The 25,895-nt window shown below is 74.6% G+C and carries 20 protein-coding genes; 6 read left to right on the top strand and 14 right to left on the bottom strand.

The features are described from left to right. Window positions 1-866: 866 nt before the first annotated feature. Window positions 867-1,793: a glutathione S-transferase C-terminal domain-containing protein gene (locus D7294_RS31135; protein WP_120685178.1), complete on the bottom strand. Its 927-nt coding sequence runs from the start codon at window positions 1,791-1,793 to the stop codon at window positions 867-869. Between the two features lie 733 nt (window positions 1,794-2,526). Between D7294_RS31135 and D7294_RS31130 the strand changes: the two genes are divergently transcribed. Both D7294_RS31130 and fdhD read left to right on the top strand, forming a co-directional pair. Next, a complete protein-coding gene (locus D7294_RS31130; protein WP_120685177.1) occupies window positions 2,527-5,682 on the top strand; it encodes a glycosyl hydrolase 115 family protein in 3,156 nt (1,051 codons plus the stop codon). 80 nt (window positions 5,683-5,762) lie between these two features. Beyond that, window positions 5,763-6,641, top strand: coding sequence for a formate dehydrogenase accessory sulfurtransferase FdhD (gene fdhD, locus D7294_RS31125; RefSeq protein WP_120685176.1), 879 nt, complete (start codon window positions 5,763-5,765; stop codon window positions 6,639-6,641). On the opposite strand, the gene D7294_RS31120 is transcribed toward fdhD, so the two are convergent. Next, a complete protein-coding gene (locus D7294_RS31120) occupies window positions 6,593-7,660 on the bottom strand; it encodes a bile acid:sodium symporter family protein (RefSeq protein WP_120685175.1) in 1,068 nt (355 codons plus the stop codon). The genes fdhD and D7294_RS31120 overlap by 49 nt on opposite strands. Window positions 7,661-7,805: 145 nt before the next feature. Here D7294_RS31120 and D7294_RS31115 point away from each other — a divergent pair, with 145 nt between their 5' ends. Beyond that, window positions 7,806-9,359: a molybdopterin-dependent oxidoreductase gene (locus tag D7294_RS31115; protein WP_120685174.1), complete on the top strand. Its 1,554-nt coding sequence runs from the start codon at window positions 7,806-7,808 to the stop codon at window positions 9,357-9,359. 25 nt (window positions 9,360-9,384) lie between these two features. Here the strand turns inward: D7294_RS31115 and D7294_RS31110 are convergent, their stop codons facing one another. Beyond that, window positions 9,385-9,690: a 4a-hydroxytetrahydrobiopterin dehydratase gene (locus D7294_RS31110; protein ID WP_120685173.1), complete on the bottom strand. Its 306-nt coding sequence runs from the start codon at window positions 9,688-9,690 to the stop codon at window positions 9,385-9,387. Window positions 9,691-9,769: 79 nt separating this feature from the next. Then, on the bottom strand, window positions 9,770-11,848 hold the full coding sequence (locus tag D7294_RS31105; RefSeq protein WP_241562745.1) for an alkaline phosphatase family protein: 2,079 nt from the start codon (window positions 11,846-11,848) through the stop codon (window positions 9,770-9,772). 484 nt (window positions 11,849-12,332) lie between these two features. On the opposite strand from D7294_RS31105, the gene D7294_RS31100 reads away from it, so the two are divergent. The 3 genes from D7294_RS31100 (at window position 12,333) to D7294_RS31090 (ending at window position 14,730) form a co-directional block, all read left to right on the top strand. Next, complete coding sequence (locus D7294_RS31100; protein ID WP_120685172.1) at window positions 12,333-13,109, top strand: MBL fold metallo-hydrolase; 777 nt, start codon at window positions 12,333-12,335, stop codon at window positions 13,107-13,109. After that, window positions 13,106-13,771 (top strand): DedA family protein, encoded by a 666-nt coding sequence (locus D7294_RS31095; protein ID WP_120685171.1) that lies wholly within the window; start codon window positions 13,106-13,108, stop codon window positions 13,769-13,771. The genes D7294_RS31100 and D7294_RS31095 overlap by 4 nt, the downstream gene beginning before the upstream one ends. Window positions 13,772-13,926: 155 nt before the next feature. After that, window positions 13,927-14,730: a methyltransferase domain-containing protein gene (locus D7294_RS31090; protein WP_120685180.1), complete on the top strand. Its 804-nt coding sequence runs from the start codon at window positions 13,927-13,929 to the stop codon at window positions 14,728-14,730. A 117-nt stretch (window positions 14,731-14,847) separates the two neighbouring features. Here D7294_RS31090 and D7294_RS31085 read toward each other — a convergent pair whose 3' ends face one another. The 10 genes from D7294_RS31085 to D7294_RS31040 form a co-directional block, all read right to left on the bottom strand. Continuing rightward, window positions 14,848-15,837 (bottom strand): zinc-dependent alcohol dehydrogenase family protein, encoded by a 990-nt coding sequence (locus D7294_RS31085; RefSeq protein WP_120685170.1) that lies wholly within the window; start codon window positions 15,835-15,837, stop codon window positions 14,848-14,850. Beyond that, window positions 15,834-16,739 carry a carbohydrate ABC transporter permease gene (locus D7294_RS31080; protein ID WP_120685169.1) on the bottom strand — a complete coding sequence of 302 codons (906 nt, stop codon included), beginning with the start codon at window positions 16,737-16,739 and terminating at the stop codon, window positions 15,834-15,836. Before D7294_RS31080 ends, D7294_RS31085 begins: the two co-directional genes overlap by 4 nt. Next, window positions 16,736-17,761 carry a carbohydrate ABC transporter permease gene (locus D7294_RS31075; RefSeq protein WP_120685168.1) on the bottom strand — a complete coding sequence of 342 codons (1,026 nt, stop codon included), beginning with the start codon at window positions 17,759-17,761 and terminating at the stop codon, window positions 16,736-16,738. Before D7294_RS31075 ends, D7294_RS31080 begins: the two co-directional genes overlap by 4 nt. Beyond that, window positions 17,758-19,116, bottom strand: a complete 1,359-nt coding sequence (locus tag D7294_RS31070) for an ABC transporter substrate-binding protein (protein WP_120685167.1) — start codon at window positions 19,114-19,116, stop codon at window positions 17,758-17,760. The genes D7294_RS31075 and D7294_RS31070 overlap by 4 nt, the downstream gene beginning before the upstream one ends. Window positions 19,117-19,315: 199 nt before the next feature. Continuing rightward, window positions 19,316-20,077, bottom strand: a complete 762-nt coding sequence (locus D7294_RS31065; RefSeq protein ID WP_120685166.1) for a DeoR/GlpR family DNA-binding transcription regulator — start codon at window positions 20,075-20,077, stop codon at window positions 19,316-19,318. 431 nt (window positions 20,078-20,508) lie between these two features. Continuing rightward, a complete protein-coding gene (locus D7294_RS31060) occupies window positions 20,509-20,763 on the bottom strand; it encodes a DUF1049 domain-containing protein (RefSeq protein ID WP_241562744.1) in 255 nt (84 codons plus the stop codon). 88 nt (window positions 20,764-20,851) lie between these two features. Then, a complete protein-coding gene (locus D7294_RS31055; protein WP_120685165.1) occupies window positions 20,852-21,268 on the bottom strand; it encodes a CBS domain-containing protein in 417 nt (138 codons plus the stop codon). A gap of 149 nt (window positions 21,269-21,417) precedes the next feature. Next, on the bottom strand, window positions 21,418-23,499 hold the full coding sequence (locus tag D7294_RS31050) for a S9 family peptidase (RefSeq protein WP_120685164.1): 2,082 nt from the start codon (window positions 23,497-23,499) through the stop codon (window positions 21,418-21,420). 8 nt (window positions 23,500-23,507) lie between these two features. Beyond that, window positions 23,508-24,959, bottom strand: coding sequence for a M20/M25/M40 family metallo-hydrolase (locus D7294_RS31045; protein WP_120685163.1), 1,452 nt, complete (start codon window positions 24,957-24,959; stop codon window positions 23,508-23,510). After that, on the bottom strand, window positions 24,952-25,788 hold the full coding sequence (locus tag D7294_RS31040; protein ID WP_120685162.1) for a M55 family metallopeptidase: 837 nt from the start codon (window positions 25,786-25,788) through the stop codon (window positions 24,952-24,954). Before D7294_RS31040 ends, D7294_RS31045 begins: the two co-directional genes overlap by 8 nt. Window positions 25,789-25,895: the final 107 nt, after the last annotated feature.

Below are 25,895 nucleotides of genomic sequence, written 5' to 3'. Positions count from 1 at the left end.
ACGCGGCAGCAGCTGCGCGCCACCTGAACCGGGGACGGCCGGCCGTCCCCGAGCCACGTTCATCCGCGCGCCCCCCGGCACCGGGCGCCGCGCGCAAGACCCGCCGGTGACCGCGACGGCAATCCGGAAGCCGCCCCCTCCCCCCGCAGCCGCCTCTACTCCCGCATCCGCACGCGCCCGCAGCCGGGCAATCACCGGCCACGTAAGCCGCCCACCGCTTCCGCACCACCGCACCACCGCACCGCCGCACCGGCTCCCGCACCGGCGCACCAGCTCCCGCACCGGCGCCACATGACGCCGCACACGCGAGGCGCCACGCGACACAGCACGCGCGAGGCGCCACGCGACACGGCATACGCGAAGCGCCACACGACACAGCACACACGAAGCGCCACGCCACGCGGCACACGCAAGGCGCCACGCGGCACACGCCACGCCGCACACACGAGGCGCCACACGACACGGCACACGCGGTGCCACGCGACGCGCCACACGACACCGCACACGCCGTACCAGTGCCACAGAGGAACCGCCACCCGCCTTGACGGCAAGTCACCCGGCAAGGGCATTGCGCCGTCGCAGAGGCCGAGGGTTCCCCTCCGCCGGAGGGCGGCGGCCCTCGCCGGCGTGTGCCCGTCCCCGGCCGCACCCCGCACCGCGCTCGTGCGGGACCTGGCGACCGCCGCGGCGCGGAAGTTCGAGGAGAAGACCGGCCGGCTGCCGGGCCCCGGCGGGCGCGCCGGCGCACAAGGGGCCGCGGGGCGCGCTCCGCCAAGGCCCCGCCCTGCCGGGCGGGGTGCAGGGCGCGGCAGTCCGGGCGGCCAGCCCCGAGGCGCCCGCCGCCCACCCGGTGGGGTGACCGGCGTTCAGGCGCCGCGCCGGGCCGGGCCGAACGCCCGGGTGGCCGGCTCGCGGGTGCCTCGCCCGGGGCCGGGCTCCGGGCGGGTCCAGTCGATGATCTGCACCGCGGCGCCGGCCGCCTCCAGGCCCCGGCACTGGTGGTGATGGCGCAGCGCGATCTCGTCGAGCCGCAGGCACTCGCCGAAGGCGGGCTCCGCCAGCAGCCGCCGCGCGTACGCCCACAGCCGGGGGTGGTCCGCGATGCGGTGCACCGCGTCGGCCCCGAGGTGCCAGCGGTGGACGGTGTCGAGCTGCACCAGCGTGACCCACAGGTGCACGTCGGCCGCGGTCAGGACGTCCCCGGCCGCGAACGGCCGGGCGGCGAGGCGTTCCTCGACGGCCGCCAGGGCGCCGAGCAGGACGCCGAGCGCCTGCTCCCGCTCGGCCGGCCCCTGCCCGGCCTGCCCGGCGCGTTGCGCTGCCTGTGCGATGCCCTCCTCGCAGAGGGCGGCCACGGCGGCGATCGCCTCCTCGGAGCCGCGGGGACGCAGGTCGGGGCCCGACTCGCCGCGGAAGTGGCGGGCGAGGTCGCACTCGATGTCGGGGGCGTGGTTGCTGACGACGCGTCCGGTCCAGCGGTCGGCGAGCAGCGGCGCGGTGGCCGGGCCCTGGAAGCGGTGCGTGGACGCCTCGTAGGCGGCGCGCAGTTCGGGGTAGCCGCCGTCGGCCGCGGGGATGGGGGGCAGCGCGGTCAGCGGCATGAGGTCGCCGAGGCGGAGCAGCCGGTGGGTGAGGGCGATGCGCAGCGAGTCCGGACAGGAGAGCGAGAGGTAGAGGTGGTAGCGGTGCGGGGCGGGGTGGAAGCCGTGGTTGGCGTCGGGTCCGATCCGGCCGCGGAACGCATGGGCGTCGGCGGCGGCGGAGGGCCTGGGGGTGGGCCGGTTTCCGGACATGGGTCTCCCTCGAAAGGCGGGCGGCGGGACGATCGCGGGCACGTCGCGGGCGCCGCGCGGGCGAGCTGCGGGCGCACCAGGCGCCTCGCAGGCACCAGGGCCCGCTCGGCGCCGGGAACTTCAGGGGCACAGCAGGGGCACAGCAGGGGCATGTCAGCGGCACATCACAGCCACAGCAGAGGCGGGGGGAGAGGGGCGGCCGGGCCGAGAGGCCGGGCCGTTCAGGAGAGGCGACTGCCGGAACTGCACACGCGCAGCAGGTCGATGTGGCGACGGGAGGTCAGCAGCAGAGGCCTTCGGGCCGGACGGCCGGATTCGGGTCCCGCGTCACGCATGGCACTCCGTCCGTCATTCGTCAGACGCCGTCCCGCCCGCTCGGGCCGCCCGGCCGGTCGCATCGGCCGGACATGCCCGGTCGCGAGGGCTTCCGTCCGATTTTCCGGCCAGGGTGGAGAGCCGTCAAGAGTCCCACCGCGGCAGGCGGCAGCCGGAGCGGACCTGCGGGTGACCGAAAAAATTTCGGCCGCATACTGCCCAGCAGGTCACCCCGGATCTTCGCGATCCGGCCGCGCAGCACCGGGAAATCAGCGGCGACCTCGGTATTGACCTGGGCATGGCGCCCCGTGAGATTCTGCGGGCACTCATTCCGGAACTCCTCCGAAAATTATCGGACTTCCCCTTCCCGCCCGTCCTCTTCCCCACCTGTCCGCCCCGTCCTGCGCGGAGATTGATCATGACGAGCCGCCGTGCGTTCCTCTCCCTGCTCCCCCTGACCGTCGCCGCGACCGGCGCGGCCACCGGCGCCGCACACGCGGCCCAGACCGCCACCGGACCCGCCACGAGAGCCGCGGACAGACGCAGCACCTTCCTCTCCACCTCCTGGCAACCTGGCAGCCTGGCCCTGGTGGCACACGGCCGCGCCGTGCCCCTCGTGGTCAGCGGCGAGGACCACCCCGGCGTCCTCAGGGCCGTGGACGACCTGCGCGCGGACATCAAGCGGGTCACCGGCGTGGAGCCCGCCGTCGTCCGGGACCGCGCCCCCGCGCGCCACGAGGAGATCGTCCTCATCGGCACCCTCGGGCGCAGCCCCCTGATCGACCGCCTCGTCCAGTCGGGAAAGCTCGACGTGGAGGGCATCGCGGGCAAGTGGGAGACCACGCGGGAGCAGGTCGTCTCCAACCCGCTGCCCGGCGTCCGGCGGGCCCTGGTCATCGCGGGCAGCGACCAGCGCGGCACCATCTACGGCATCTACGAGGCCTCCCGGCAGATGGGCGTCTCCCCCTGGTACTGGTGGGACGACGTGCCAAGCCCCCACCACGAGGAGCTGTACGCGCTGCCGGGGCGCTTCACGCAGGGCACCCCCGCCGTGAAGTACCGCGGCTTCTTCATCAACGACGAGAACCCGGCGCTCGGCACCTGGGCCCCCGCCTTCTTCGGCCCCGGCCTCGCCCCCGGCTACGAGGGCGGCTTCAACAGCCACTTCTACGCGGCGGTCTTCGAGGTCATGCTGCGGCTGAAGGCCAACTATCTGTGGCCCGCCGTCTGGGGCCGCGCCTTCGCCGAGGACGACCCGGAGAACCACGCCACGGCCAAGCGGTACGGCATCGTCATGGGCACCTCGCACGAGGCGCCCATGATGCGCGGCATCGAGGAGTGGAACCGGCACGCCGTGGCCGCGGTCCGCGACGCGAACGGCGCCATCGTCACGCCGGGCCACGACCCCTACGGCGGCACCGGCGAGTGGAGCTTCCGCTACAACGGCGAGGCCCTGAGGCAGTACTGGGCCGACGGCATCCGGCGGATGGTCGACGAGGACTTCGAGGGCGTGGTCACCGTCGGCATGCGCGGCAACGGCGACGTCAGCCTGCCCGACGGCGACGGCATCGAGCTGATGGAGAGCATCCTCGCCGCCGAGCGCGAGGTCCTCGCCGAGATCGCGGGCCCCGACGTCACCGCCATCCCGCAGGTGCAGACGCTCTACAAGGAGGTGCAGCGCTACTGGGACGAGGGCCTGCGGCCCCCGGACGACGTCACGGTCGTCTTCTGCGACGACAACTGGGGCAACATGCGCAAGGTTCCCGACCTCACGCTGCCCGAGCGGGCCGGCGGCTACGGGATCTACTACCACTTCGACTACGTCGGCGGCGGCCGCAACTACAAGTGGGTCGACACCGTCAACCTGGCCTCCACCTGGGAGCAGCTCAACCTCTGTTACAGCTACGGCATCGACCGCCTGTGGGTGGTGAACGTCGGCGACATGAAGTCCGAGGAGCTGCCCCTGCAGTTCTTCCTCGACTACGCCTGGGACCCGGAGCGCTGGACCCTGGACCGGCTCGGCGAGTGGGAGCGGCGCTACGCCGCGCAGAACTTCGGCGAGGACCACGCCGAGGCCATCGCCGAGGTCCTGCACACCTACGGCTTCCTGCAGTCGCGGCGCAAGCCCGAACTGCTCAACCGGCGCATCACCCTCGACCCGGACAAGGACCCGGCCACCGACTCCTCCGCGGTGGTCTACGACGACCAGGCCACGCCGTTCAGCATCACCGACTACCGGGAGATCGAGCGCGTCACCGCCGAGTGGGAGCGCCTGGACACCGAGGTGCAGCAGATCGCCGAGTCGCTGCCCGCCCGCTGCCAGGACGCGTTCTACGAGCTGGTGCAGTACCCGGTCGAGGCCACCGCCAACCTGTACGCGCTGCGGGCCGCGGAGTTCACCAACCTGCTGTACGCGTCCCAGGGCCGGGCCTCGGCCAACGAACTCGCCGACGCCACCGACGCCAGGTTCGCCGACGACCAGGCCATGTCGGACTACTACAACAACACGCTCGCCGACGGGAAGTGGGCCGGCTTCCAGACCCAGCCGAAGATCGGGTACGGCGACGTCGAGCGGTACGGCCCCAACGCGCCCTGGCAGCAGCCCGAGCTGAACAACGTCGCGCTGCCCGACGAGGTCTTCCCCGCCGTGCGGCGCGTGGAGCTGCCCGCCGGCTCGGAGATGGGCATCGCCGTCGACGGCTCCGACCAGTGGTGGCCGCAGTCGGAGGCCGAGGCCGTGCTGCCGGTGTTCAGCCCGTACCAGAGCCAGCCCGGGCAGTACATCGAGATCTTCAACCGCGGCTCCGAGCCCTTCCACTACCGGATCGACTGCCCCGAGCGGTGGGTGCGGCTCTCGGACACCGGCGGCCGGGTGAGCACCCAGGTGCGGGTGACCGTGGACGTCGACTGGGACCGCGCCCCGCAGGGCACCACCACCGTGCCGCTCACGGTGAGCGGCCCCGGCGGGGCCGCCGTGGAGGTCAAGGCCGTCGTCGAGAACCCGGGCGTGCCGCGGCACAGGCTGCACGGCTTCATCGAGGCCAACGGCTACGTCTCCATCGAGGCGGCCCACTACGACCGGGCGGTGCACGCGGGCGGCGTGCGCTGGCGGCGGATTCCCGACATCGGGCGCACCGGCGACGGCATGACGCCGCTGCCGGTCACCGCGCCCCGCCAGACGCCGGGCGGCGGCAGCCCGCGCCTGGAGTACGAGCTGACGCTGTTCACCACGGGCGAGGTCAAGGTGCTCGCGTACCTGTCGCCGCGCAACAACGTGCTGCCGACCGACGGCCTCGGCTACGCCGTCTCCTTCGACGGGGCCGACCCGCAGCAGGTGAACGTCACCCGCGCCACCGGCGCCAACGACACCACGATGAACCGCCAGTGGGAGCGCAACACCTCGGACAACGCCAACCTCACCGTCACCACCCACCGCATCGAACGGGCCGGGCGGCACGTGCTGAAGTTCTGGATGGTCGACCCGACGGTGATCGTGCAGAAGCTGGTGGTCGACACCGGCGGCCTGCGGCCGAGCTACCTGGGCCCGCCGGAGAGCCTGCGCGCCCGGGACTGACCGGGCGGCCCCGTCCGCCCGGCGCGGGGGGCGCACCCCCGCGTCTGGCGGACGCCCCCCGCCACGGGCAGGATGGCGGCATGGGAAGGGTCACCGAGCGCCGCCGCGTCCTCAGGATCAGGGACGGCGCCCTCACCGAACGCGCCGACACCCTGGTCGCCGAGGAGCCCCTGGAGATCCGCGTCAACGGCCGCCAACTCGCCGTCACCATGCGCACGCCGGGGGACGACTTCGCGCTCGCCGTCGGCTTCCTGGTGAGCGAGGGCGTGCTGGCCACCCCGGGGGAGCTGTCCCGCGTCACCTACTGCGCGGGGGCCACCGGGCCCGAGGGCGGCAACACGTACAACATCGTGGACGTCCGGCTCGCCGGGGAGCCCGCCGGGTCCGCCGGGTCCGCGGGTTTTCCGGAGGCGGACCTGGACCGGCTGGCCCGCCGGGTGTACACGACCTCCTCCTGCGGGCTGTGCGGCAAGGCGAGCCTGGACGCGGTGCGCACCACGGCCCGCTGGCCGCTGCCGCTGACCGGCGGGCCGCGCCTGGACCCCGGCGTGCTGGCCGCGCTGCCCGAGCGGCTGCGGGAGGCGCAGCGGGTCTTCGCGCGCACCGGCGGCCTGCACGCCGCGGCGCTGTGCGCGGCCGACGGCCGGCTGCTGGACGTCAGGGAGGACGTGGGGCGGCACAACGCGGTGGACAAGGTGGTCGGCCGGGCGCTGGAACGCGGCCTGCTGCCCCTGTCGGACACGGTGCTGCTGGTCTCCGGGCGGGCCTCCTTCGAGCTGGTGCAGAAGGCGGTGATGGCCGGCATCCCGGTGCTGGCCGCGGTCTCGGCGCCCTCCTCCCTCGCCGTCGACCTGGCCAGGGAGGCGGGGGTGACGCTGGTGGGCTTCCTGCGCGGCTCCTCGATGAACGTCTACGCGGGCGCCGGACGGCTGGCCCCCGCCGTCCCCGCCGGCGCCTGATCCCCCGGCGCGCCCCGGCTCCCGGGGACCGCGGGCGCCCCGGACCCGCCGTCCCGTTCGGCCGCGCTCCCCCAGCGGCGGGCGAGGAAGGCGCCGACGATCAGCTGCGTCTGGTGGAAGATCATCAGTGGCAGCACCGCCATCGCGGCCTGCGCGCCGAAGATCACGCCGGCCATGGGCAGCCCCGAGGCGAGGGACTTCTTCGAGCCGGCGAAGACGATGGCCACCCGGTCGTCGCGGCCGAAGCCGAGGCGCCGCGCGCCCCAGCCGGTCAGCAGCAGCATGCAGGCCAGCAGCACGGCCTCCACACCGAACAGCGCCAGCAGCCGCGGCCAGGCCACCCGGTCCCAGATGCCGGCGTTCATGCCCTCGCTGAAGGCCGCGTAGACGACGACGAGGATCGAGCCGCGGTCCACGAAGGACAGCACCCGCCGGTGCCGCGTGACGAAGCCGCCGATCCAGCGCCGCAACAGCTGCCCGAGCAGGAAGGGCGCGAGCAACTGGAGCGCGATCTCCAGCAGCGAGTCCACGGAGAACCCGCCGCTCGCGCCGATCAGGGCGGCGGCGAACAGCGGGGTGAGGAACACGCCCACCAGGCTGGAGAAGGAGCCCGCGGCGATGGCGGCGGCGACGTTTCCCCTGGCCATGGAGGTGAACGCGATCGAGGACTGCACCGTGGAGGGCACCAGGCACAGGAACAGCAGCCCCTGGTAGAGGTCGTGCGGCAGCAGCCAGGGCTCCAGGCCGCGGGCGGCGAGCCCGAACAGCGGGAAGATCGCGAAGGTGCAGCAGAGGATCGTCAGGTGCAGGCGCCAGTGCCGCAGCCCCTCCACCGCCTCGGCCGTGGAGAGCCTGGCGCCGTAGAGGAAGAAGAGCAGCCCGATGCATCCGGTGGAGACCCCGTCCACGGCGTCCGCCGCCCGGCCGCCGGCCGGGAGGAGCGCGGCCAGGCCGACCGTGGCGAGCAGCAGCAGAATGTAGGGGTCGAGCAGCCTGGCCAGTTTTCGCACGATGGACATTCTCTCTCGTTTACGACGGGCGTGCGAGGCCGGTCCGGATCACGGACCGGCGCCGCGCCCCGGCGGGGGCCGGGCCCAACTCCCGTGCGGATGTCAGCGTTTCGTTCTCTTTTCGGCCTGTTCCCGCCGTCGGCGATGGAGTCGAATGGGCGGGGTGAGAAGCCACCGCGCGCTCGGCGCGCTCAATGGGGTGCTCGCCGCTGGCGCCGGCCTCGCCACGGGCGAGCTGGCCGCGGCGCCGGTCCGCGGCGAGGCGAGCCCGGTGACGGCCGTCGGGGACGCGGTGATCGACCTGAGCCCGGCGGCGGTGACCAGGTGGGCGATCGAGGTCTTCGGCAGCCACGACAAGGCCGCCCTGCGCGCGGGCATCGTGGTGCTCCTCGGCCTCGCCGCCGCCGCGCTCGGCGTGCTCGCCGCCCGCCACCGCCCGGCCGGGCCCGCCGGGGCCCTCGCCTTCGGCGCGGTGGGCGTGGCGGCCGCGGTCACCAGGCCCGGCGCCGGCCCGGCCGACGCCCTGCCCTCGCTGTGCGCGGCCGTGGCCGCGGGCGGCGCGCTGGCGCTGCTGACGGCGCGGCTTCGGCCCGCGCCCGCCGCGCCGCCGGGCGCGGCCTTCGACCGGCGCCGCTTCCTGGCCGCCGCCTCCTCCACCGCCGCCGCCTCCGCGCTGGCCGGGCTGCTGGGCGGGCGGCTGCGCGCCACCGGGGACGCCGCCGCGGAGGCCACGCGCGCCGCCACCGTGATACCGCCGGCCGACTCGCCGGCCGCCGCCGTGCCCGCGGGTGCCTCGCTCGACGTCGAGGGGCTCGGCCCGTTCCTCACGCCGAACCGGGACTTCTACCGCATCGACACCGCGCTGCGGGTGCCGCGGGTGGACGCGGCCGGCTGGCGGCTGCGCATCCACGGGCTCGGCGTCGCCAGGGAGCTGACGCTCGGCTTCGAGGACCTGCTGCGCCGCGAGCTGATCGAGCGGGACGTCACGCTCACCTGCGTCTCCAACCCGGTGGGCGGCGACCTCGTCGGCAACGCCAGGTGGACCGGCGTCCGGCTGGCCGACCTGCTGCGCGAGGCGGGGGTGCGGGCGCCCTCCGAGGGCGGCCGGGCGGACCAGTTGCTGGCCCGCTCGGTGGACGGGATGACGCTGGGCAGCCCGGTGGAGACCGTCCTGGACGGCCGGGACGCGCTGCTCGCCGTCGCGATGAACGGCGAGCCGCTGCCCTTCGAGCACGGCTTCCCGGTGCGGATGGTGGTCCCGGGACTGTACGGCTACGTCTCGGCCTGCAAGTGGCTGCGGGAGCTTGAGCTGACCACCTTCGACGCCTACGACGCCTACTGGGTGGCGCGCGGCTGGGCGGCCAAGGGGCCGATCAAGACCCAGTCCCGCATCGACACGCCGGGCCCCTCGCGTTCCCCGCGCGCCGGGACCGTGCCGGTGGCCGGGGTGGCCTGGGCCCAGCACACCGGCATCTCCCGGGTGGAGGTGCGGGTGGACGGCGGGCCGTGGCAGGAGGCGACGCTCGCCGCGCAGGACACGGTCGACACCTGGCGGCAGTGGGTGTGGCACTGGGAGGCCACCGCGGGCGAGCACGAGCTCCAGGTCCGCGCCACCGACCGGGACGGGGTGGTCCAGACGGAGTCCGAGGCCCCGGCCGACGACGGCGCCACCGGCCGGCACCGCGTCCGGGTGCGCGTGGAGCCCTGAGCCGCCCGCGGCCCGCCGGGCGCGTTCAGGCCGCGCCGTGCGCCGGGGCGAGCTCCTCGATGCGGCGGGCGAGGGTGAAATCGAGGGCGGTCAGCCTGCCCCCGGCGCTGTGCGTCGTCACCGCCACGCCCAGCCGGTCGTACGTCAGCGCCAGATCGGCGTGGTGCCCCAGCTCCTCCTGGACGGTGGCGACGTGCACCAGCAGCGCCACGGCCGCCAGGTGCCCGGGCAGGCCGTAGCTGCGGATCAGCCGGTTCTCCTCGACCGTCCAGCCGGGCAGCCCGCCCAGCGCCTCGGCGATCTCGGACTCGGTCAGCGGCTTGGGTGCCATCGCTGCTCCCTACTCGGCGGTCTTCGCTTCCGCTCCCCGCGGTCCGGGGCGCGCCATCGCCGCGCCCCGCAGCACCACCCTAGGTCGCCGCCTTGCTCACCGCTTCCGGGTGCTGCGCCGGGCGGGCCACGGCCACCTCGTCCCGCCAGCGGCGCAGCACCCGGTGCACCGCCTCCGCGCCGGTCAGCTCGCCCTCGGCACAGGGCGGGGTGAGGGCGAGCGGCGACAGGAGGAAGGCCCGGCTCTGCTCGCCGCCGAGCCCGCCGTGGCAGCCGATCTGGTCCTCGAAGGCGTGCACCGCGCCGCTCACCGGGTCCACCGCGGAGTTGACCATGATGTCGGCGACGTGCGGGAAGCCGGCCGTGCGCCGCACCGCCTCGGCGGCGCCGGGCCCGAAGGGCGCGAGCGGGTCGGCGCCGAGCACCTCGCCGGTCGCCAGCCGGTGCTCGCCGCCCGCGCCGAGCACGACGGGGCCGTGCGCCTCGCTGTGCACCAGCAGGAAGCCGATCCCCGGGTGCCCGGCCAGCAGGGGAAGCAGCGTCGGGTAGCGGCTGTCCAGGGTCTCGCGGCTGGCGCGTCCCGGCAGGTCGGGGAAGGAGACCAGGCCGAGGTTGCCGGAGGCGAGGACGACGGGCGCGGTGCGCCGCCGCCCCGGCTCCGCGTCCTCGGCGGGCGGCGGCTCGGGCGGCTGCTCGGGCCGGTGCAGGGCGGTGCGGGCCACGTCGCGTGCCTCGGCGCCCGGCTCGGGGCGCCTGGCCTGCTTGGGCACCGGCCGCCGCCCGCACCCGGCCCGCACCAGCTCCTCAAGGGACTGCCCGTAGGCGGACTCGAAGGTCTCGCCCTGGCTCTGCCCGTGGTCGGAGAGCAGCACCAGGTGGTAGGGGCGCGGGGCGTAGTGGGTGGCCTGGGCGATCATCTCCACGCAGCGGTCGAGGCGGGCGAGCACCTGCCTGGTGTCGCGGCTGCGCGGGCCTGAGTGGTGGGCCACCTCGTCGTAGGCGACCAGGTCGGCGTAGACCGCGGAACGGCCGGTGAGCACGTCGCCGATGACGGCGGCGGTCACCACGTCCCGCTGCACGACGGTGGCGAACGCCCTGATCAGCGGGTAGAGCCCGCCCCTGCCCACCCGGGGCCGGTCGCCGCGCAGCCGGGCGGCGAGGGACTGGCAGATCTCCCGCACCAGCTCGGCGAGGAAGGAGACGGCCGTCCGGGCGGCGTGGCCGGGATCGGAGAAGTAGGCGAAGTACCCGGCGCGCGAACGCTGTCCACGCGCCCGGCGGGCGGCCACGGACACCACGAGGGCGGCCTGTCCCGCGCCCCCGGTGAAGAGGTTGCCCCGGCTGGCGCCGTCCCGGGCGAGCAGGCCGGGGTCGCCGGTGCGCTCGGCGGCCCGGCGCTGGAGCTCGGCCGCGCTCGAGGGCCGGTTGCTGGTGATGACCTCGCCGGTCTCCTTCTCGTACCAGCGGAAGGCGGGCACGTCCTCGTTGGTGCCGTGCAGGATGGCCAGCTGCGAGGCGCCGGTCTGGCTCGACCAGTCGGTGCGCCAGGGGGTGAGCCGGTGGGTGGTGCCGCACAGCGCGGCGAGGTGCGGCATCGCGGGGCGCTCGCCGCTGATCGCCTCGCACAGCAGGTCGTAGCCGATGCCGTCGAGCTGCAGGAAGACGAGCCCTGGGGTGCGCTCGCGGGCCTGCGGCGCGTTCCTGGTCACCCGCCGCCCCGCCATCCGCTGCAGGCGGCGGCGCTGGGCGCCGACGCTGCGGACCGCGAGGAAGGTGCTGGTGGCGGAGGAGGCGAGGGAGGTGACGGCGGCCACCACGACCGCGGTGCCTGGGCTCGTTTCGCCCCGCCCGTCGGGGATCGCGCTGACGGCCAGCAGCAGCAGCGAGCCGTTCAGCAGGAAGACCATCGAGCCGAGGGCCAGCGCGGGCGCGAGCAGCAGGGCGCGCACCAGCCAGGGCCACACCAGGGCGTTGAGCAGCCCGAAGAACGCGGCGCCAAGCGCCGCCGCCAGCCCCACGCCGGTGAGGCTGTCCCCGTCGGCCGACTGGAGGCTGAAGTGGGGCAGCACCATGGCGAGCAGCACGAGGGTGAGCGTGCTCACCGCCCAGACGGTGAGCACCCGAAGCAGCGCCGCGCCGCCGTTACGCCAGGTCGTCACCTGCCACGCCTTCCCTTTCCCGGGGCCCGTCCCCGATCCCCATTCTTCCCATCCCCCCCACTTGTCCTGGTCTCTTTCCCCAACCCCTCAGCCCCGCCTTTCCATCCCGCCCTTCCCTTCTCTCACGTCCCGCGCCGTTCGCCCCGGCTCGCCCCCGCGCGCCCCCTGCCGACGCCTCCGGTTTCTTCCGTTGTCTCCCTTCGTCTCCGCCTGTCTCCGCTTATCTCTGCCCATCACCGCCTATCGCCGCGTATCACCGCCTACCTCCCCGTTCCTCAGGTTCTCCGGGTGAGTGCCCGGAACCGTACCGTCACGCTGGCATGCTGGGAGGGGAACGGCTGTTGTCTCTGGTGGGCCCGGCGTGCCGCGCGAGGCGGGACGGGCCGGGAGAGCCAGGGGGAAGAGAATGAGCCGGGCCAAAGCGAGAGAAATCTAACAAAGCGAGCAGGATCGCCTCGGACATGCCAGACGGAAGGGGTTCTTCGTGGCGGTGGAGATCACGTGGTGGGGCCATGCGACCGCGAGCGTGCGGGACTCGGGCGTCACGGTGCTGACCGACCCCCTCTTCACGCAGTGGTGTGCCCATTTGCGGCGACGCCGCGGGTCCCTGCCGCCGGCCGCGGCGCACGCGGCGGATGCCGTGCTGGTCTCCCACCTGCACATGGATCACCTCCACGTGCGCTCCCTGGCCAGGCTCGCGCCGGGCACGCCCGTGGTGCTGCCGCGCGGGACGCTGCGCGCGGTGGCCGGGCTCGGGCGCGTTGCCTCCCGGCTTGAGGTGTGCGAGGTCTCGGAAGGGGACAAGGTGTCGGTGGGTGAGCTGACCGTACGGGCGGTTCCCGCGGTGCACGACGGCCGCCGGCTGCCCTTCGGCCCGCGGCGGGTCGCGGCGCTCGGCTACGTGGTGGAGGGGGAGGCGCGTACGTACTACGCGGGGGACACGGATCTGTACGAGGCGATGGCGCGGGAGACGGGTCCGGTGGACATGGCGCTGCTGCCGGTGGGCGGCTGGGGGCCGCGCCTCGGGCACGGGCACCTGAACGCGGAGCGGGCGGCCGAGGCCCTGGCCAGGCTGCGCCCGCTGGGCGCGGTGCCGGTGCACTGGGGCACGTTCTGGCCGCTGGGCATGGCGGCGGTGCGCCCGCACGAATTCCACTCTCCCGGGGACGAGTTCGTGCGGCACGCGGCGCGGCTGGCGCCCGCGGTGCGGGTGCACCGGCTCGGGCACGGCGAGAGCGTCCGCATGGCGGTGACCCGATGAGCCCGGCGGCGGCCGGCGCGGAGGCGGCGCTCGCGGCCACCGGCACGGTGGCCCCCGAGCACACCCAGCAGGCCATCGGCTACCCCTCGCTCTTCCTGCTGATACTGCTGGGCGCGCTGGTGCCGATAGTGCCGACGGGGGCGGTGGTCTCCTCGGCGGCCGCGGTGGCCTTCCACCACTCCTCGGCGGCGGTCTCCTCGCTTCTCGTGTTCGCGGTCTCGGCGTTCGCCGCCTTCCTCGGGGACGCGACGCTGTTCTGGCTCGGGCAGCGCGGGGTGCGCTCGCGCGGCGGCTCGCGCTGGCTGGACCGGATGCGCGAGCAGGTGCCGCAGGAGCGGCTGGCCCGGGCGCAGGAGCGGCTGGCCGGCCGCGGCGCGACGGTGCTGCTCGTCTCCCGGCTGCTGCCCGCCGGGCGGATTCCGGTGATGCTCGCCTGCCTGTTCGCGCGGATGCCGATGCACGTCTACCTGCGGGCCAACCTGGTGGCCGCGCTCGCCTGGGCGGGCGTCTACGGGCTGCTCGGCCTGGTGGGCGGCGCCCTCTTCCCGCACCCCTGGCAGGGGGTGGTGACCGCGATCGCCCTGACCCTGCTGATAGCCGCCGTGCCCGCGGGCTGGCGCCGGCTGCGCCGCCCGCACGGACCGCACCCGGTGACCGGCTGAGCCTCGCGGCGGCCGGTCTTTCGCGTTCCGGGGCACCCTCGCGCGCACGCTCTCCCGCCCCCGGGGGCGGCCCGCCCGGGTCAGGCCACACCCATCGACGTCCACATGATGAAACGTGGTTGCTCATTATGCGAGACGGCGCCAGAGTGGGCGGCATGCCGGATGCGATCTACACCCACGGACATCACGAATCGGTGCTGCGTTCCCACCGCTGGCGCACCGCGGAGAACTCGGCCGCCTACCTGCTCCCCGAGCTGCGTCCCGGCCTGGACCTGCTCGACGTGGGCTGCGGCCCCGGGACGATCACCGCCGACCTCGCCGCGCTGGTGGCCCCGGGCCGGGTCACGGCCGTGGACTCCTCGCCCGGGGTCCTGGACACGGCCCGCGCCGAGGCGGCGGCCCGCGGCCTCACCGGGGTGACCTTCGCCACCGCGGACGTGCGGGCGCTCGACCTGCCGGACGGCTCCTTCGACGTGGTGCACGCCCACCAGGTGCTCCAGCACCTCGGCGACCCGGTGGCCGCGCTGCGCGAGATGCGGCGCGTGTGCCGCCCGGGCGGCGTGGTCGCGGCGCGGGACGCCGACTACGCGACGATGACCTGGTACCCGCAGGTCCCGGGCCTCGACGACTGGCTCGCCCTCTACCGGCGGCTGGCCAGGGCGAACGGCGGCGAGCCCGACGCGGCGCGCCGGCTGGTGTCCTGGGCGCGGGCGGCGGGCTTCACCGAGGTCACGGCGAGCGCCTCGGCCTGGTGCTTCGCCAGTCTTGAGGAGCGGTCCTGGTGGAGCGAGCTCTGGGCCGCAAGGATCACCCGCTCCGCGCTCGCCGAGCAGGCGGTCTCCTCGGGCGAGGCCACGCGCGAGGAGCTGGAGCGGCTGGCCGCGGCCTGGCGGGAGTGGGGAGCCGCCGAGGACGCCTGGTTCGGCATCATCCACGGCGAGATCCTCTGCCGGGCCTGAGCCCGCACCGTCCGCACCGCCCGCACGCGCCCGCACCGCCCGCCGCCCGTGCCCGCCGCGGACCCGCTCCGCCCCGCCCACCAGGCCGGGCGGGCGGGGCGGGGCGGGCGGGGGCCGTCAGGGCTCGACGACGGTCTTGCGGCCGGCCCCGGCCGCGAACCGGTCAAGCGCCCGCGGGTACTCGGCCAGTGGCAGGCGGTCGGTGATGAACACCTCCGGGTCCAGGATGCCGGTGGCGAACAGGTCGGCCGCCCGCTCGTAGCTGTGCAGCACGGCCATCGAGCCGGTGATGGTGATCTCCTGGTTGTAGATCTTGTACGGCTCGATGGTGGCCCGCGCCGCGTAGTCCGCGACGCCGAACTGGAGGAAGGTGCCCGCCTTGGCCACCCGGCCGAGGCCGTCCTGGATCGCCGCCTCGCTGCCGGTCGCGTCGATGACCACCTCCCAGCCCTCCGGCCGGTCGAACTCCGCGGCGTCCACCGCGGTGTTCGAGCAGCCGAGCAGCCGGGCCGTGGCCAGCCGCTCCCGGTTGACGTCCACCACGTCCACGCCGCTGGCCCCGGTGCGCTTGGCCAGCTCCAGCATCATCAGGCCCATCGTGCCCGAGCCGTAGATCAGCACCCGGGCGCCGAGCGTGGAGCGCAGCACGTCGTACCCGCGGATCGCGCAGGACAGCGGCTCGATCAGCGCGGCGTCCCGCGCGGCCACGTGCGCGGGCAGGCGCACGCAGTTGGCGGCCGGGGCCAGGGCGTACTCGGCCGCGCCGCCCGCCACGGAGACCCCGATCGCCGCCCACCGGTCGCACATGTTGGCGTGGCCGGTGCGGCAGTAGCGGCACTCGTGGCAGTAGAGCGAGGGGTCGACGGCGACCTGGTCGCCGACCGCGAGCTCGGTCACCTCGGAGCCGACGCCCACCACCTCCCCGGCGAACTCGTGCCCGGGGATCACCGGCAGCGTCGGCGCGAACTCGCCCCGCAGGATGTGCAGATCCGTGCCGCACAGCCCGCAGGCCGCCACGTCGACCACGACCTCGCGCGGTCCGGGCGCGGGGTCGGGCACCTCGGTGACCGTGACGGCGCCGACCGACTCGATGACTGCTGCTTTCACTTGACAGCTCCTAGCGACAGACCCTGGACCAGCTTGTCCTGGGCGGCGAACCCCGCGGCGAGCACCGGCAGGGAGATGGCGATCGAGGCCGCGGACAGCTGGGCGAGGAAGAGCCCCTGGCTGGTGACGAAGCGGGTCAGGAAGACCGGCGCGGTCTCCGCCCTGACGCCGGTGAGCACCCGGGCGAAGAGCATCTCGTTCCAGCTGAAGATGAAGCAGATGAGCGCGGTGGCCGCGACGCCTGGCAGCACCACGGGCGCCACCACGCGGCCCAGGACGGTGGGCAGCCGCGCCCCGTCCAGCTGGGCGGCCTCGATGACGGACGCCGGCACCTCGACGAGGAAGGACTGCAGCATCCACACGGCGATCGGCAGGTTCATGGAGGTGTAGAGCAGGACGAGCAGCCAGATGTTGTCCAGCAGCCCGCTGTCCCTGGCGAAGAGGAACACCGGCAGCAGCCCGGCCACCACCGGCAGCATCTTGGTGGACAGGAAGAAGAACAGCGCGTCCCGCCAGGCCCGCACCGGCCTGATGGACAGCGCGTACGCCGCCGGCAGCGCGAGCAGCAGCACCAGCAGCGTGGAACAGACCGAGGCGGTCACGGAGTTGATCAGCGGCGGCCACGGGTCGTTGCCCGAGGAGGTGCCGAAGAAGGTCCGGTACCCGTCCAGGGTGAGCGGGGCGGTGAGGGCCGGCGGGTTGCTGGCCGCGTCCGCCTCCGAGTGGAAGGAGGTCAGCGCCATCCAGGCCACCGGCAGGAAGAACAGCGCGCCCGCCGCCCAGGCCAGCACGGCGAGCCCGGCGCGCCGCAGGGACCTGCCCCGCGGCGCTCCGGAGCGGGCGGGGGCGCGGCCCGCGGGCGCGGAGATCCCGGCGGCGGGCGTGGGAGTGGTGGCGGTCATGCGCGGCTGCCCTCCTCCCGGAACAGCGAGGACACCACCCGCAGCGCGAAGACGGCGAGCGCGATGGAGCCGATGACGACGAGCACGCCCGCGGCCGAGGCCACGCCGTAGTCCTGCGCCTGGGTGAACTCCTCGTGGATGACGAACGGCAGGTTGGCGGTGTCGAGGCCGCCCTTGGTGAGGGTGAACACGGCGTCGAAGTTCTGCACGATGTAGATGGAGCCGAGCAGGGCGCCGAGTTCCAGGTAGCGCCGCAGGTGCGGGAGCGTGAGGTGGCGGAAGATCTGCCAGTCGTTCGCGCCGTCGATGCGGGCCGCCTCGGTCAGTTCGAGCGGGCGGCTCTGGAGCCCGGCCAGCAGGATGAGCATCATGAACGGCGTCCACTGCCAGACCAGGGCCGCCTCCACGGCCCCGCGCGGCATGTCGGAGATCCAGTCGGGCTGCGGCGCGTCGAAGCCGAAGACGTCGCCGACCCGCGCCAGCAGCCCGTTGAAGAGCCCGTACTCGGCGTTGAAGAGCACGTGCTTCCACAGCAGCGCGGCGGCCACCGGCACGATGAGGAACGGCGCGATCGCCATCGTCCGCACCACGCCCCGGCCGGGGAAGCGCCGGTCGAGGAGCAGCGCGAGGCCGAGCCCGAGCAGGAGGCTGACCAGCACCACGGTGACGGTGAGGAGCACCGTGGTGACGACCGCGCCGCGCAGGGCGGAGTCCCCGATCACCTCGTCGTAGTTGTCGAGGCCGGCGAACGCCCGGTCGTCCGGGTAGAGCGCGTTCCAGCGGAAGAGCGAGATCACCAGCGTGGCCACGAAGGGCAGTTGGGTGACGACGATCAGGAAGATCAGGGCGGGCAGCAGCGGCGCCCTGGTGGCCCAGACCCGGGCCCTGGCCGCCCGCGCGGCCGGCGGGGCGGCGAGGGGTGCCCGCGCCGCGGCGGCGGACCGGGCCGCCGGGCGCGGGGTTCCGGGCGGGGTTGCGGCCGGGGCCGCGGGAGGGGTGGGGGAAGAGGTGCGCTCGCTCATGGGTTGCGGTGCACCTCCCCGACCTCCTCGGCCATGTCCTGGGCGTGTTCCAGGGCCTCCTCGACGCTCTGCTGTCCCGCGATGGCGCCGCTGAGCTCCTGGGAGACCCGGGTGCCGAGGTCGGCGAACTCGGGGATGCCCACGAACTGCACGCCGGGGGCGGGGCGTTCCTGGACGCCGGGGCTGACCGGGTCGGCCTGGCTGATGGCGTCGCGGGTCACGGCGTAGAAGGACGCCGCCGCCTGCTGGTACGCGGGGTTCTCGTAGGTGGAGGCGCGCTTGCCCGCGGGGACGTTCTCCCAGCCGAGGGTCTCCCCGACCAGCTCCTCGTAGGCGCTGCTTGAGGCCCAGGAGATGAACTCCCAGGCGTCGTCGGCGTGGTCGGAGGCCCGCTGGACGCCCCAGGCCCAGGTGTAGAGCCAGCCGGAGCTCTCGGTCTGCTCGACCGGGGCGGGCACGTAGCCGATCTGCCCGCGGACCGGGGAGTCCGCCGCCTCCAGGGAGCCGGCGCCCGCGGTGGCGTCGTACCACATGGCGGTGTTGCCCTGGACCATGTTGTTGAGGCACTCGGCGTAGCCGGCCTGGGCGGCGCCCGCCTCCCCGTGCTCGCGGACCAGGTCCACGTAGAACCTGGTCGCCTCCTCGAACTCGGGGTCGGTGAGCCTGGCCTGCCAGTCGGCGTCGAACCAGGTGCCGCCGAAGGTGTTGACCACCGTGGTCAGCGGGGCGATCATCTCGCCCCAGCCGGGCAGGCCGCGCAGGCAGATGCCGCTCATGTCGGGCTCCGCCTCGTCCACCTGGGCGGCCAGGTCGGCCACCTGGTGCCAGGTGGGGTGGTCCGGCATGTCGAGACCGAGGTCGGCGAAGACGTCCTTGCGGTACATCAGGAACGAGGACTCGCCGTAGAAGGGCTGCGCGTAGACGTGGCCGTCCTCGCCGGTGAGGGACTGCTGGATGGGTTCCAGGATGTCGTCCACGTCGTAGTCGGCGTCGGAGGCGAGGTAGTCGTCGAGCGGGTGGAGCCAGCCGTTGGCCGAGTAGATCGGCGTCTCGTAGTTGCTGATCGTGGCGACGTCGTACTGGCCCGACTGGTTGGCGAAGTCCTGGCTGATCTTGTCCCTGACCTCGTTCTCCGGCAGCACCGTGAAGTGCACGTCGATGCCGGTCTCCTTGGTGAAGTGCTCCTCGGTGAGCTCCTGGAGCTGGGTCATCTGCGGGTTGTTCACCATCAGGACGTTGATGCCGCCGCCCTCCGAGGAACCGGAGCCACCGGCTCCGGCACAGGCGGCGAGCAGGGCCCCGGCCGCCGTGACGGCGGCGAGGGTGCGCATCTTCCGTCGACTCTGACTGCGCATGGTCGAGAACTCCTGGGGTTTTCCGGGCGTGCGGGACCGCACGGCCCGCGTGTGGGTGCGGAAACGGGTGTGGGAACGCTGATCGGAGTGGGTGGGGGTGGGTTGCGGCGACAGGGGATCGGGGTGGGGCGACGCGTGCGGGTGACGTGTGCGGGCGGGGACGCGCGGGCCGGGTGGGCGGCGTCCGGGCCGGGGCGGGTCAGACCCGGATGACGTGCGGGCCCTGCTGGGAGTAGCGGTGTGCCTCCGCGGCACTCAGGCTGGTGCTGGTGACGATGACGTCCAGGTCGGCGATGTCCGCGAAGCGGCAGAAGCTGGAGGCGCCGAACTTGGTGTGGATGCCGACGAAGACGCGGCGGCGGGCGGCGAGCACGGCCTGCCGCTTGACCTCGCAGACGGCCGGGTCGGGGGTGGTGAGCCCGTGTTCCCTGGAGATGCCGTTGGCCCCGATGAACACCAGGTCGATGACGAAGCCGGACAGCATGGTGGAGGTCCAGTGGTCCACCGTCGCCAGGGTGCCGCCGCGCACCCGGCCGCCGAGCAGCAGCACGGTGAAGCCCTTGACGGTGGCCAGGGCGCCGGCGACCGCGAGCGAGGCGGTGACCACGGTCAGCGGCCGGTCCCTCGGCAGTGCCTCGGCGATCAGCTGGGGGGTGAAGCCCTCGTCGATGAAGACGGTCTCGGCCTCGGCGGTCAGCTCGGCCGCCGCGGCGGCGATCCGCCGCTTCTCCGGCACGTGCCGGGTGGCGCGCAGGGCCAGCGTGGTCTCGAACCCGGCGCTCTCCACCGGATACGCGCCGCCGTGGGTGCGGCGCAGCAGCCCGTGCGCCTCCAGGACGCGTAAGTCGCGGCGGACCGTCTCCTTGGCGACGCCCAGGCGGCCCGCGAGCTCGGTGACCTCGACCGACCCGTCCCGGCGTGCCGCGCCGACGATGGCGCGCTGGCGCTCCTCGGCCGTCATGCCTGCCTCCTCGCGGCAAGTCTCTGCCGTGCGGGCCCGGTTGGGCCCGCACGGAGAGTTCTACCGCCGCGGTGCGCTACCCGACACTCGCGCGGCGTGACTTATCACGCCCGCATATGACCGCTTGAGGAGCTGATGGGACCCACGGTAGGCACGAATGAGAGCGCTTGTTGTCTTCTTGCCGCCTGCCCGCCTCGGGCCCCCGCGGCGCCCGTTTCCTGCCCGGATGCCCGCGCCACCGCCCGTTCGGTCCCGCGGCAGGCGCCCGTTGGGCACCGGGACGGGCCCGCGGGCGGCATCGGGGGGTGGGCACGGCGGGCGGCAGCGGCCGCACGGCAGCCCGGCACGAGGGGCGGGCACGGCGCACGGCGGCAGCCGGGCACGGCGTACGCCCAGGGGCCGGCGCGGCACGGGCCCGGGCGGGGCGGCGCTCAGCGGCGGCGCCGGTACCGGGTGAGGAAGGCCCCGCACAGGGCGCCCACGACGCCGGTCGCGAACAGCGCGGCCCACAGCGGCATGTGCAGCACGGGCCCGATCAGCCGCACCCTGGTGCTCTGGGTGTTCTCGAAGACGAACACGAGGGTCAGCACCGCGAGCAGCGCGAGGGCGATGCGGACCGGCGTCCAGAAGTCCCTGCTGGTCAGCCGGTCGGCAAGGCCGGTGCCCGCCTTGGGCTCTTGACTCATGAGTCCCCCAGGGGGAGCTGTGGCCACGGGCGCGTCCCGCCCGGGTCCGGGCGGGACGCCAGGCGGGAGAAACCCGCGGACCCCGCGGTCAGGCGTAGACGCGCGCGACGAAGTCGGCGAGCTGGTCGTCGCCCAGCTCGCGGGCCAGGTCGGCCTCGCTGATCATGCCGACCAGCCGCTTGTTCTCGTCGATCACCGGGAGCCGGCGGATCTGGTGCCCGCCCATCTCGTCGAGGATCTCGTCGACGCCGGACTCGCTGCTGATCCAGCGCGGGGTCCCCTGGGCGAGGTCGCCCGCGGTCACCTGGGAGGGGTCGTGCCCCGCGGCGATGCACTTCACGACGATGTCGCGGTCGGTCAGAATGCCGCACATCCGCTCGTTGGTGTCGCTCACGGGCAGCGCGCCCACGTTCAGCTCGCGCATCAGCTGCGCGGCCCGGTCGAGGGTCTCGGTCACGGGGATCCACTGGGCGCCCGGGGTCATGATGTCGGCGGCGGTGGTCATCTGCCTGCCTCCTGTTGGGTTCGGGGATCTCGTCCTTTCGCCATCCTCCCCGCTCCGGCCGACATGCGCCATTCGGGTGCTTTCGCGGCGAAGTGCGCAGGATGGGGCATCGGCCGCCGGCCCGCAAGCCGGCGGCCCGCCCCGCCGCGCTACGGCACCGGCTCCGGCCCACGGCGACGGGCCGCGCCGGACACGTCCCCGGTCAGCTCCAGGGGCGGGGCGTCGGGGCGGTGAATCCCGAACACCGTCAGGTAGAGGGCCAGTTCGGCCTCCACGGCGCGCTCGATGGTCTCCGCGCGGCGGAAGCCGTGCCCCTCACCGGCGAAGGTCAGGTAGGCGTGCGGGACGCCGCGCCCGGCGACCGCAGCGAGCAGCCGCTCGGCCTGGGCCGGCGGGCAGATCACGTCGTCCAGCCCCTGAAGCAGCAGGAAGGGCACGGCCAGGCGCTCCGCGTGCCGCACCGGCGAGCGCTCCGCGTAGCGCTCCGGCACCTCACGGCGCGGGCCGATCAGCGACTCCAGGTAGTGGGACTCGAAGTCGTGGGTCTCGTCCACCCCCCAGCCCACCAGATCGAGCACCGGGTAGCTGATCACGCCGCAGGCGTAGAGGCCCTCGGCGGCCGGGGAGACCAGCGAGGCGGCCGTGGTCCAGCCGCCCGCGCTGCCGCCGCGGATCGCCAGGCGCCGCGGGTCGGCCAGGCCCTCGGCGGCGAGCGCGGCGGCCACGGCGGCGCAGTCCTCGACGTCCACCACGCCCCACTGCCCGTGCAGCCGCTCGCGGTAGGCGCGGCCGAAGCCCGTGGAACCGCCGTAGTCCACCTCGGCGACCCCGATGCCGCGCGAGGTGAAGTAGGCGATCTCCAGGTCGAGTACCAGGGGGGCGCGCGAGGTCGGGCCGCCGTGCGCCCACAGGACGTAGGGCGGGGCCTCGCCCTCCGGGCCCGCGTACTCCGGGTGCGTGGGCGGGTAGAGCCTGGCGTGCACCTCGCGCCCGCCTGGACCGTGGCAGACGCGGGCCACGGGCCTGGGGTAGTAGGCCGGGTCGACGGCGTCCCGGTGGTGGGCGGCCAGCACGCGGCAGCGGCCGGTGGCCGCGTCCAATTGCACGATCTCGTGGTGGCGCAGCGCCCCGGCGGCGATGCCGGTGACCCGCGAGCCCTGCACGGCGAGGGCCGGGGACCACTCGCCCCAGGGCCCCGGGGCGTCGGCGAGTTCGCCGCGGACCGGGTCCAGGATGCCCAGCCTGGCGGCGCCGCGCCCGTGCACGACGGCCAGGGTGCCGTTGCCGAGCGGCGCGAACCAGCGGTGGCCCACGCGCCACAGCGCGTCGGCGAACTCCTCTTGGCGCGGGCAGAGGTTGACGGCCTCGCCGGTGTCCGGGTCGAGCCGGTGCAGGTTCCACCAGCCGGTGCGGTCGGTGGCCGCGAGCAGGCCGCCGTCGGCCGCCCACTCCGCCTGGGCGACGGACTCCCCGGGGCCGCCGGCCACCGTGCGGGCGCCGGTGAGCACCGGGGCGGGGCCCGCCGCGATCTCGGCCAGGCGCAGCTCGGTGCCCTCCCAGGGCATCCCGGGGTGGTCCCAGGCCAGCCACACGGCCCTGGTGCCGTCCGGCGAGGGCTTCGGGCCGGTGACGAACCGGTGGGTGGCGGCGGTGAGTTCGCGCACGGCCCCGCGGTCCTCGGCCGCCGAGCCGTCGAGCGGCACCGCCGCCGGCACCCGCCGCACCTCGCTCGGCAGCGCGCCCGTGAACTCCTCAAGCACGCACCAGACCTCGCCGGGCCCGCCGTCGCGCCCCGGCCTGATCAGCGGGTCGCACCAGCGCAGCCCGCCGCCGACCGGCGAGAGGGGGGTCAGCGGGCGCGGCGCGGCGCCGGGCGCGTCCGGCTCCAGGGCGTAGAGGCGCTGGTCGGCGAAGTGGACGAAGACGATCAGCGGCCCGGCGCCCCCGGTCCTGGCCAGGCCGGCCCAGGGCAGGCCGCCGTACTCGATGACGCGGCTGCGGACGTTCCACGGCGCGGGCAGCACGCAGGAGGGCTCCGCCTCCCCGGGGCGCAGCCGCAGCAGGGCGCGCCGGCCGCCCTCGGCCGGCCTCGGCGCGGTCCACCACAGCTCCTCGCCGACGGCGCCGAGGTACTCGGGCCTGCCGTCGTGCGCCGCGACCAGCGCCGCGCCGACCGGGGAGGGCCAGGTCCCGTACGGCTCCCGGCGGCGCAATCCGGTGTCCTCGGTCATGGGACCCCCTAAAGGCCGCGGAGGGCGTGGTCGAGGACGCGGGTGCCGAAGTGCAGCGCCTCGACGGGCACCCGCTCGTCGACGCCGTGGAACATCGCCTGGTAGTCGAAGCCCTCGGGCAGCCGCAGCGGCATGAACCCGTACCCGGCGAGGCCGAGCCGGGAGAACTGCTTGGCGTCGGTGCCGCCCGACATGCAGTAGGGCACGACGTGCGCCCCCGGGTCGAAGCGCAGCAGCGCGTCGCGCAGCACGCCGAACGTCCTGCCGTCCACGGGGGCCTGGAGCGGGATCTCGTGGTGCAGGAAGCTCCAGTCCACCTCGGGTCCCGTCAGCCGGTCGAGGGTGGCCGTGAACTCCTCCTCGCCGCCGGGCACCACCCGGCCGTCCACGTGCCCCGTGGCCCCGCCAGGAATGACGTTCACCTTGTAACCGGCGCTGAGCATCGTGGGGTTGGCGCTGTTGCGGACCGTGGGGGCGAGCAGGGAGGCGGCCGGGCCGAGGGCGGCGAGCAGCCCGTCCACCGCGCGGCTGAGTTTCTCGCGTTCCTCGCGTTTCTCGCGTTCCTCGCGTTCCCAGTCCTGGGGGTCCGCCGGTGCCCTGGCCTCCCCGGGGGCCTGCGCCGGCTCCGCGCCGAGGTCGGGCAGCGGCACCCCGTAGAGCGCGGCCAGCTCGGTGAGCCCGGCCCGCACCACGGGGCTGAGGCGCACCGGCCAGGAGTGCTCGCCGATCCGGGTGACGGCGGCGGCCAGCCGGGTGACCGCATTGTCGGGGTTGATCTTGGACCCGTGCCCGGCCCTGCCCCGGGCGGTGAGGGTGAGCCAGGCGGTGCCCCGCTCCCCCGCGGCCACCGGGTACAGGCGCCGCCCGTCGCCCGGGTGGAAGGTGAAGGCGCCCGACTCGCCGATGGCCTCCGTGCAGCCCTCGAAGAGGTCGGGCCGCTGCGCGACGAGGAAGCCGGAGCCGAACTCGGCGGTGTCCTCCTCGTCCGCGGTGAAGGCGAGCACGATGTCGCGCCGCGGGCGCACCCCGGCCCTGGCCCAGGCGCGGACCACGGCCAGGACCATGGCGTCCGAGTTCTTCATGTCCACGGCGCCGCGGCCCCAGACCACGCCGTCGCGGACCTCGCCCGAGAAGGGGTGCACGGTCCACTCGGCGGGCTCGGCGGGCACCACGTCGAGGTGGCCGTGCACCAGGAGGGCGTCGGCCCCGGGCTCGCGGCCGGCGATCCGCGCCACCACGTTGGCCCGCCCCGGCGCCTTCTCCAGGATCAGCGGGTCGAGTCCGGCCTCGGCCAGCAGCCCGGCCACGTACTCGGCCGCGGGCCGCTCCGCCCCCTCGCCGCCTCCCCTGTTGGTGGTGTCCATCCGGATGAGGTCGCTGGTGAAGCGGACCGACTCCGCGAGCGCCGTCTCGTCCACGTGCGGGGCGGCGCGCTCCGCTTCCGTCCTGGGCTCAGCCATACCATTCCTCCACCGCGGCCGACACGAGCGTCGTGACCGCCTTGAAGCAGCGAATCCCCTCGTACATGCCCGCCGCGGTGTACGCCACACGGCGCGGCCCGGTCTGCTCCACGCCCGGCACCACGGTGGCGGCCCCGGCGAGGTGCTCGGCGTCGAACTCCACCTCGATGGTGCGCTCCCGCGGCGCGGCCGGCTCGTGCCGCACGGCGAGCGCGGCGGCCTGGGCGGCGGCGGCCCTGATGTCGGCGGCGGTGCGGGCGGGGGTGCGGCAGACGGCGGCGTAGCGGGAAACGTAGTCCTTGACGGCGACCCGCGGGGCGCCGGGCGCGTAGCCCTCGGCGTCGGCGCAGGTGCAGTCGTCGCCGGTGACCAGCACCACGGGCGTGCCGTACTCGGCCGCGACGAGCGAGTTCAGCAGCCCCTCGCTGGCGCGGACGCCGTCCACGAAGACGCCGGTGATCGAGTTGCCCAGGTAGGTGTGGGCCAGGACCCCCTCGTCCCCGGCGCCGGTGTGGTAGCCGACGAACGCGATCCCGTCCACGTCGCCGTGCTGGACGCCCTCGACCATGCTGAGGTCCTTGTGCCGCCCGGTGAGCAGCTGGGCCCGGTCGTCGAGCTGTTCGAGCAGGAGATTGCGCATCGACATGTGCGCCTCGTTGACCAGCACCTCGTCGGCGCCGCCGTCGAAGAACCCGGCGATGGCCGCGTTCACATCCGAGGTGAGGAACGGCCGGCAGCGCTGCCATTCGGGGGTGCCCGGCAGGCAGTCGGCCGGCCAGGTGACGGCCGTGGCCCCCTCCATGTCGGCCGAGATCAGGATCTTTGTCATGGTCCCACATGCTCCCAGCTCAGCTGGGGTGCACAAGGTGCCTGACACTAGTCACTGACAGCAGCGGTACCGAAGAGTCGAGATCCCACACGCTCCAGGGCCTCGCG

This window comes from Streptomyces hoynatensis (assembly GCF_003626535.1).
In the GTDB taxonomy this organism is placed as follows: Bacteria; Actinomycetota; Actinomycetes; order Streptomycetales; family Streptomycetaceae; genus Streptomyces; species Streptomyces hoynatensis.
The sequence above is the reverse complement of the archived record's forward strand: the minus strand, read 5'-3'. Positions and strand labels throughout refer to the sequence as shown.

What these genes read in the sequence shown, in the direction of transcription:
- D7294_RS31055 (WP_120685165.1), bottom strand. Translation starts at nt 21,268, where the DNA reads ATGACCACCGCCGCCGACATCATGACCCCGGGCGCCCAGTGGATCCCC.
- D7294_RS31040 (WP_120685162.1), bottom strand. Translation starts at nt 25,788, where the DNA reads ATGACAAAGATCCTGATCTCGGCCGACATGGAGGGGGCCACGGCCGTC.
- D7294_RS31060 (WP_241562744.1), bottom strand. Translation starts at nt 20,763, where the DNA reads ATGAGTCAAGAGCCCAAGGCGGGCACCGGCCTTGCCGACCGGCTGACC.
- D7294_RS31065 (WP_120685166.1), bottom strand. Translation starts at nt 20,077, where the DNA reads ATGACGGCCGAGGAGCGCCAGCGCGCCATCGTCGGCGCGGCACGCCGG.
- D7294_RS31135 (WP_120685178.1), bottom strand. Translation starts at nt 1,793, where the DNA reads ATGTCCGGAAACCGGCCCACCCCCAGGCCCTCCGCCGCCGCCGACGCC.
- D7294_RS31075 (WP_120685168.1), bottom strand. Translation starts at nt 17,761, where the DNA reads ATGAGCGAGCGCACCTCTTCCCCCACCCCTCCCGCGGCCCCGGCCGCA.
- D7294_RS31115 (WP_120685174.1), top strand. Translation starts at nt 7,806, where the DNA reads ATGGGCGGGGTGAGAAGCCACCGCGCGCTCGGCGCGCTCAATGGGGTG.
- fdhD (WP_120685176.1), top strand. Translation starts at nt 5,763, where the DNA reads ATGGGAAGGGTCACCGAGCGCCGCCGCGTCCTCAGGATCAGGGACGGC.
- D7294_RS31095 (WP_120685171.1), top strand. Translation starts at nt 13,106, where the DNA reads ATGAGCCCGGCGGCGGCCGGCGCGGAGGCGGCGCTCGCGGCCACCGGC.
- D7294_RS31090 (WP_120685180.1), top strand. Translation starts at nt 13,927, where the DNA reads ATGCCGGATGCGATCTACACCCACGGACATCACGAATCGGTGCTGCGT.
- D7294_RS31070 (WP_120685167.1), bottom strand. Translation starts at nt 19,116, where the DNA reads ATGCGCAGTCAGAGTCGACGGAAGATGCGCACCCTCGCCGCCGTCACG.
- D7294_RS31080 (WP_120685169.1), bottom strand. Translation starts at nt 16,739, where the DNA reads ATGACCGCCACCACTCCCACGCCCGCCGCCGGGATCTCCGCGCCCGCG.
- D7294_RS31120 (WP_120685175.1), bottom strand. Translation starts at nt 7,660, where the DNA reads ATGTCCATCGTGCGAAAACTGGCCAGGCTGCTCGACCCCTACATTCTG.
- D7294_RS31130 (WP_120685177.1), top strand. Translation starts at nt 2,527, where the DNA reads ATGACGAGCCGCCGTGCGTTCCTCTCCCTGCTCCCCCTGACCGTCGCC.
- D7294_RS31045 (WP_120685163.1), bottom strand. Translation starts at nt 24,959, where the DNA reads ATGGCTGAGCCCAGGACGGAAGCGGAGCGCGCCGCCCCGCACGTGGAC.
- D7294_RS31110 (WP_120685173.1), bottom strand. Translation starts at nt 9,690, where the DNA reads ATGGCACCCAAGCCGCTGACCGAGTCCGAGATCGCCGAGGCGCTGGGC.
- D7294_RS31050 (WP_120685164.1), bottom strand. Translation starts at nt 23,499, where the DNA reads ATGACCGAGGACACCGGATTGCGCCGCCGGGAGCCGTACGGGACCTGG.